The organism is Bacillus sp. AR8-1 (assembly GCF_008042345.1).
Classification (GTDB): domain Bacteria; phylum Bacillota; class Bacilli; order Bacillales; family Bacillaceae_G; genus Bacillus_A; species Bacillus_A cereus.
In genome coordinates this window covers 44,260-51,246 of record NZ_QNUB01000030.1, presented here as the reverse complement: position 1 = coordinate 51,246, position 6,987 = coordinate 44,260, and the positions used below count along the sequence as shown (strand labels likewise).

Below are 6,987 nucleotides of genomic sequence, written 5' to 3'. Positions count from 1 at the left end.
GGGTGGCGGCGGTGGTGGCTGGGGTGTTGAACTCGGATTTGGTTTCATCTTCGGAATCACATTAGCTGCATTATTTTTCATTTAACATAGTAAAGAGTTGGCTACCTTTAGCCAACTCTTTTTCTTTATTTTTCACATATAAAAATACGATGCCCTAAAATGTGTTGGTACATAAGCCGTACATTTTCATGCTGTACCCACGCCTCATATAACTCATTCGGAATATGTGAGGATACATTCCATTCTGGCTCTTCTACATAGCCAGAGATTGTTTCTGCAATCGTGCCACCGCCAGCAATTGTGATTCTTTTAAAATTTGCTTTCTGAAATAATTGTACCCACTCATTCTCAGTTAATAGTTCTTTCATGCCATATAATTGGGCGATTTTTTCTTCCTCACCCTTATCAATGTGCCTATCAATAATCATCTCAATGACAACAAGCTTACCATCCTGCTGTAATACACGATAACACTCCGAGATAACCCTTTCTTTCTCTGTAAAAGCGATGATTGATTCTCCAAGTACGAACTCAAATGAGTTATTCAAACAAGGTAATTGCTCTACACTTCCTTCAATTAATTGTATAGCTAACCCTTCAAACAACCATCTATCTTTTGCCTTTTGAATCATAATTTCATTCTTTTCAACCGTTGTTACTTTATAACCAAATTCCCTTGTCATATATGCCGCTGTTTTTCCCGTACCGCAACCTATTTCAAGGACATTCGCTCCATATTTAAAAGGCAGTTGTGCTAACAATTGTTTTGTTAACGTAAAACCACCAGGATGAGCACTTCCTATTCCGTAATAAGCTAGGAAATCGATGTATGTGTTTCGCTTCATAGGACTCTCCTTCAAGTTTTCTATAATACATATATTCATCCTCAAAAAAATAGTGCACAGAAAAAAAAGCATTTTCAAGTGCAATGTTGCAACTTGAAAACGCTTTTTTCTTTTACTATTTCTCTTCTACATACGCCCATTTGAAACTATATTCCGGACTAATATTATGTTTTACAATTCCCTTTACATTTGGTTTCATAACATACGATCTACCACTTTGATATAAAGGTACGAGCGCTACATCTTCTTCAAGTAACAATTTTTCTGCTTTCCCTAGCTCTGTCCAACGTTTTTTTGCATCAGCCATCCATTCCGTCTTACTTTTATTAATAATGTCATCATATTTTGAATTTGAATAGCTCATCTGATTCTGTGAATTTTTCGTTTCAAACATATCAAGATATGTCATTGGATCCGCATAATCTGGATTCCAGCCACCATATGAGAAATCATAATCTTGGTCTGATTCTAATTTTAGTTTTTGCTTAAATGGCTGAAGTTTAATATTTACTGTTACACCCTTTAAATTCTTTTCAATTTGATCTTTTACATACTCCCCAACCTTTTTCGCATTACCAGTATCATAATTTAATAGCTCTATTGTCACTTGATCTTTTCCAAGTTCTTTTTTCGCAGCTTCCCAGGCTGCTGCTGCCTTTTTAGAGTCTTGTTTAAAACCATTTTTAAACGTTTCTGCGAAATCTTTACCGTCTGGTCCAGCTGCTAAACCTTTTGGTACTAAATAATCCACTGGTTTTGAACCATCATTTAAAATGACATTCGTTAAAGCTTTCTTATCGATTGATAATGCAATTGCTTCACGTAATTTTTTACTCTTTAACGGTGTATCTTGCCCACCACGTTTTTGATTTAGACGCAAGTAAAACGTACTTGTTTCTGAATATGCACCAAACTCTTCTTTATTATTTCTATACTTATCAACAAATTCACCTGATAAAAGTGTAAAATCAATCGCACCTGTATCATATAAATTTACTCTTGTAGCTGGTTCTTTTACTACACTATAGTTGATTTCTTCTAGTTTTACAGTCTTTTTATCCCAATACTGATCATTTTTCTTTAATTTCCAACCTTGTTCATGCTTCCAATCAGTAAGTACAAACGGTCCATTATAAACTGTCGTATCAGACTCTAAACCGTATTTATCTCCTTTTTCTTTTACGAACTTTTCATTTAATGGATAGTATGACGCGAATGCCATTAAATTTAAGAAATATGGTACTGGTCTCTCTAGTTCAACTTCCAGCGTATAATCATCTACCGCTTTTACACCTAATGTAGAAACTTCTGCTTTCCCTTGATTTATTGCCTCTGCATTTTTAAGATAGTAAGCAATAAACGCATACTCAGCAGCTGTTTTTGGATCTACTAGACGTTGCCATGCAAATACGAAATCTTTCGCTGTTACAGGATCACCGTTTGACCATTTTGCATCTTTTCGTAATTTGAATGTATATTTTTTGCCATCCTCGCTTTTCGTACTAGATTCTGCCGCCGCTGGAATTGGCTTGTTATCTTTATCTAGACGATATAACCCTTCCATCGTGTTTCCTAAAATTTGAGAACCTAACGTATCTGTATTTTTAGAAGTATCCATCGTCGGAATTTCATTCGTTTCTGTACGATTCATTACTTGCTTTGCCGCATATTTAATATCGGATTTTTTCTCTTCCCCGCCACTATTAGATGTCGTAGTCGTTTTCTTCTCCCCACCAGAAGATCCAGAACATGCTGTTAACGCCACACTCATTGCTAATACTGGCGCTACAACCGCCGTAAACTTTTTCATCTTTTTCTTCATTTTTGTACCCTCCCCAATTATATGTACGAAACTAACTTTGAGAGATTTCCAATTTAAATTATCAGAAAATTATTACTAATTATTATTCTACTAATTTTTCTCGAATTGTAAAGTATTTTTAAAAATATTCATAATAATTAATTTATTTACTTCAATAACAATCTATTACTACTATACGAATTCTCCCACATCTACTATATGTAAGTACCACTTTTCTTATTCTTCTCTATTTAATTTAATAGTAAAAGAGCGTTCTAAAAGTCATTATCTACCTTTAAAACGCTCTTATTTATTATTTCCCTTCCGTTACATAAGCCCACTTAAAGCTATATTCTGGACTGATGTTATGTTTCACAATTCCTTTAACATTCGGTTTCATTACATACGCTCTACCTGTTTGATATAAAGGAATTAATCCTGCATCTTCTTCAAGGAACAATTTCTCTGCTTTTCCTAACGTTTCCCAACGCTTCTTGGGATCAGACAATAATTCATTACCTGCTTTCGCTACCATTTCATCATATTTTGGATTCGAATAACTCATTTGGTTATATGGGCTCTTCGATTCAAACATATCAATAAACGTCATTGGATCCGAATAATCTGGGCTCCAACCTGCAAATGAAACTTCATAATCTTGCGCTGACTCTAATTTCAGTTTTTGTTTGAACGGCTGAATTTTCGTGTTAACCGTTACACCTTTTAAGTTTTTCTCAATTTGATCTTTAAAATAGTCAGCAATTTTTTTCGCAGTTCCATCATCATAGCTTAGTAGTTCAATTGTCACTTGATCTTTTCCAAGTTCTTTTTTCGCTACTTCCCAAGCTGCTGCACCTTTTTTCGGATCATATTTTAGACCATTTTTAAATGTATCTTGGTAATCTTTACCGTCAGGCCCTGTCGCAAGCCCTTTTGGTACTAATTGATCTGTTGCTTTTGAACCGTTATTTAAAATAACGTTCGCTAAACCTTTTTTATCAATTGATAATGCGATTGCTTCACGTAGTTTTTTGCTCTTTAACGGTGTATCTTGTCCGTTACGCTTTTGATTTAAACGTAAGAAGAATGTACTTGCTTCTGAATACTCACCGTACTCCTCTTTGTTCGATTTATATTTATCAACGAATTCTCCTGATAATAGTGTAAAATCAATTGATCCTGTATCATATAAGTTTACTTTCGTCGCAACTTCTTTTACTACACTATAGTTAATTTCTTCTAATTTCACAGTCTTTTTATCCCAATACTGATCATTTCTCTTTAATTGCCATCCTTGTTCATGTTTCCATGAAGCCATAACGAACGGTCCGTTATACAACGTTGTATCTGCTTCTAAACCGAACTTATCTCCTTTTTCTTTTACGAACTTTTCATTTAAAGGATAGTACGATGGGAATGCCATTAAATTCAAGAAATACGGTACTGGCTTTTCTAATTCTACTTCTAGCGTATAATCATCTACCGCTTTTGCTCCTAAATCTGTTAGAGGTTTTTCACCTTTATTAATTGCTTCTGCATTTTTAATATAGAAAGCGATAAACGCATATTCTGCAGCTGTATTTTTATCGAGTAAGCGCTGCCATCCGTATACGAAATCTTTCGCTGTTACAGGATCACCGTTTGACCATTTTGCATCTTTTCGTAATTTAAATGTATATTTTTTGCCATCCTCGCTTTTCGTACTAGATTCTGCCACAGCTGGGATTGGCTTATTATCTTTATCTAATCGATATAAACCTTCCATTGTGTTCCCTAAAATTTGAGAACCTAATGTATCAGTAGATTTTGAAACATCCATCGTCGGAATTTCTTGATTTTCTGTACGATTTAATACTTGTTTCGCTGCATATTTAATTTCAGCTTTTTTCTCTTCCCCACCACCACTAGACGTCGTAGTTGATTTCTTCTCCCCACCAGATCCAGAACACGCTGTCAACGCCATACTCATTGCTAAAACTGGCGCTACAACCGCCGTGAACTTTTTCATCTTTTTCTTCATTTTTGTACCCTCCCCAATTATATGTACGAAACCATTTTTGATAGACTTTCTAATAACTAGTTATCAGAAAATTCTTATTAATTAATATTCTACTAATTTTTCCGCTTTTGTAAAGTTATTTTTAAAATATTCTAAAAATTATTTTTTTATTATAGTAAAACGTATTTTTTACAATTGTCATGATACAAATTCTTCCTTACATCTATCGATTTATTTACATGTAATCTCATAATAAAAAGAGCATTCCAAAAGTAAATAGTCTACTTTTGGAATGCTCTATCATTTATCTTTCTATTGTACGAGATTCTCACTACAAAATAAGCTAAGAAACTTGTATACATCCACTTAAAGATAACATTACTGTTTAAAAATTATTTTCCATCTTTTTCAGTCATATATGCCCACTTGAAGCTATACTCTGGGCTAATGTTATGGTGAACGATGCCTTTTGCATTTGGTTTTTGAACATATGCATCACCACGTTGGTATAAAGGTACAAGTGCTACATCTTTCTCAAGAAGTAATTTCTCAGCTTTTCCTAGCTCTTCCCAACGTTTCTTCGCGTCACCCATTAATTCTCCACCAGCTTTTTTAATCATATCATCATACTTAGAATCAGCGAAGCTCATTTGGTTATGAGAATGATTAGACTGGAACATATCTAAGAATGTCATTGGGTCAGCGTAGTCAGGTCCCCAACCAGCAAATGATAAATCATAATCTTGCTCTGTTTCTAATTTTAACTTTTGTTTGAATGGCTGAAGTTTAATATTAACTGTTACACCTTTTAAGTTTTTCTCGATCTGGTCTTTTACATATTCTCCAACTTTTTTCGCATTACCAGTATCATAGTTTAATAGCTCAATTGTAACTTGGTCTTTTCCAAGTTCTTTTTTCGCTTCATTCCATGCAGCTGCTGCTTTTTTCGCATCTGGCTTAATACCATTTTTAAATGTTTCTTGGAAATCTTTACCATCAGGTCCGGTTGCTAATCCTTTTGGTACTAAGAAGTCCGCAGGTTTAGATCCATCATTTAAAATTACATTTGATAGATTTTTCTTATCAATAGAAAGCGCGATTGCTTCACGTAATTTTTGGCTCTTTAACGGTGTATCTTGTCCGCCACGTTTTTGGTTCAGACGTAAGAAGTATGTGCTTACTTGTGAATATGTGCCAAACTCTTCTTTATTATTTCTATACTTATCAACGAATTCACCTGATAGAAGTGCAAAATCAATTGCATTTGTATCATATAAATTTACTCTTGTAGCTACTTCTTTTACTACACTATAGTTAATTTCATCTAGTTTTACAGTCTTTTTATCCCAATATTGGTCGTTTTTCTTTAATTTCCAACCTTGCTCATGCTTCCAATCAGTAAGAACGAACGGTCCGTTATATACTGTTGTATCAGACTCTAAACCATATTTATCTCCTTTTTCCTTCACGAACTTCTCATTTAATGGATAGTACGATGGGAACGCTACTAAGTTTAAGAAGTATGGTACTGCTTGTTCTAACTCAACTTCAAGCGTATAGTCATCTACCGCTTTTACTCCTAGCTCTGCTACAGGTTTTTCACCTTTATTCACCGCTTCCGCATTTTTAATTGGAAATGCAATAAATGCATACTCAGCAGCTGTTTTTGGATCTAATAAGCGTTGCCATGCATATGCAAAATCTTTCGCTGTTACAGGATCACCATTTGACCATTTTGCATCTTTACGTAGTTTAAATGTATATTTTTTACCATCCTCACTCTTCGTGCTTGATTCTGCAGCAGCTGGGATTGGTTTGTTATCTTTATCTAATCGATATAAACCTTCCATTGTGTTCCCTAAAATTTGAGAACCTAATGTATCTGTATTTTTAGAAGTATCCATTGTTGGAATCTCATTTGTTTCAGTACGATTTAGTACTTGTTTTGCTGCTAATTTTCCTTCTGATTTACTATCTCCACCAGAGCTAGAATTTGTGCTTGTCTTCTTATCTCCACCTGATGTAGAACATGCTGTTAATGCCATACTCATTGCTAAAACTGGTACTACAACCGCTGTTAGTTTTTTCATTTTTTTCTTTTTCACTTTCTGTACCCTCCCTAATTCTTAACGCTCTCATTTAAGAATTTTCTGATAATTCTGTTTTTCTTTATATATTTATCAGAAGATTCTTATTAACTATTATTCTACTAATTTTTTGAGTTTTGTAAAGTGTTATTATTGAAAATTTTTAAAAAATTATTTTTTTACAGTAATATTCATAAAAATTACTTAACCTTTCGAAACACTATACCTCATGGAATTCTATGTATTGATTTAATA

At 34.0% G+C, this 6,987-nt stretch carries 4 protein-coding genes; all 4 read right to left on the bottom strand.

The window, feature by feature from the left end; translation table 11 throughout:
• Window positions 1-125 precede the first annotated feature (125 nt).
• Window positions 126-845, bottom strand: a complete 720-nt coding sequence (locus DN400_RS20805; protein WP_071714658.1) for a class I SAM-dependent methyltransferase — start codon at window positions 843-845, stop codon at window positions 126-128.
• Window positions 846-960: 115 nt separating this feature from the next.
• Window positions 961-2,667, bottom strand: a complete 1,707-nt coding sequence (locus DN400_RS20800; RefSeq protein WP_000728481.1) for a peptide ABC transporter substrate-binding protein — start codon at window positions 2,665-2,667, stop codon at window positions 961-963.
• Between the two features lie 292 nt (window positions 2,668-2,959).
• Window positions 2,960-4,666, bottom strand: a complete 1,707-nt coding sequence (locus DN400_RS20795) for a peptide ABC transporter substrate-binding protein (RefSeq protein WP_098675401.1) — start codon at window positions 4,664-4,666, stop codon at window positions 2,960-2,962.
• A gap of 371 nt (window positions 4,667-5,037) precedes the next feature.
• Window positions 5,038-6,750, bottom strand: coding sequence for a peptide ABC transporter substrate-binding protein (locus tag DN400_RS20790; protein WP_000727534.1), 1,713 nt, complete (start codon window positions 6,748-6,750; stop codon window positions 5,038-5,040).
• Window positions 6,751-6,987 lie beyond the last annotated feature (237 nt).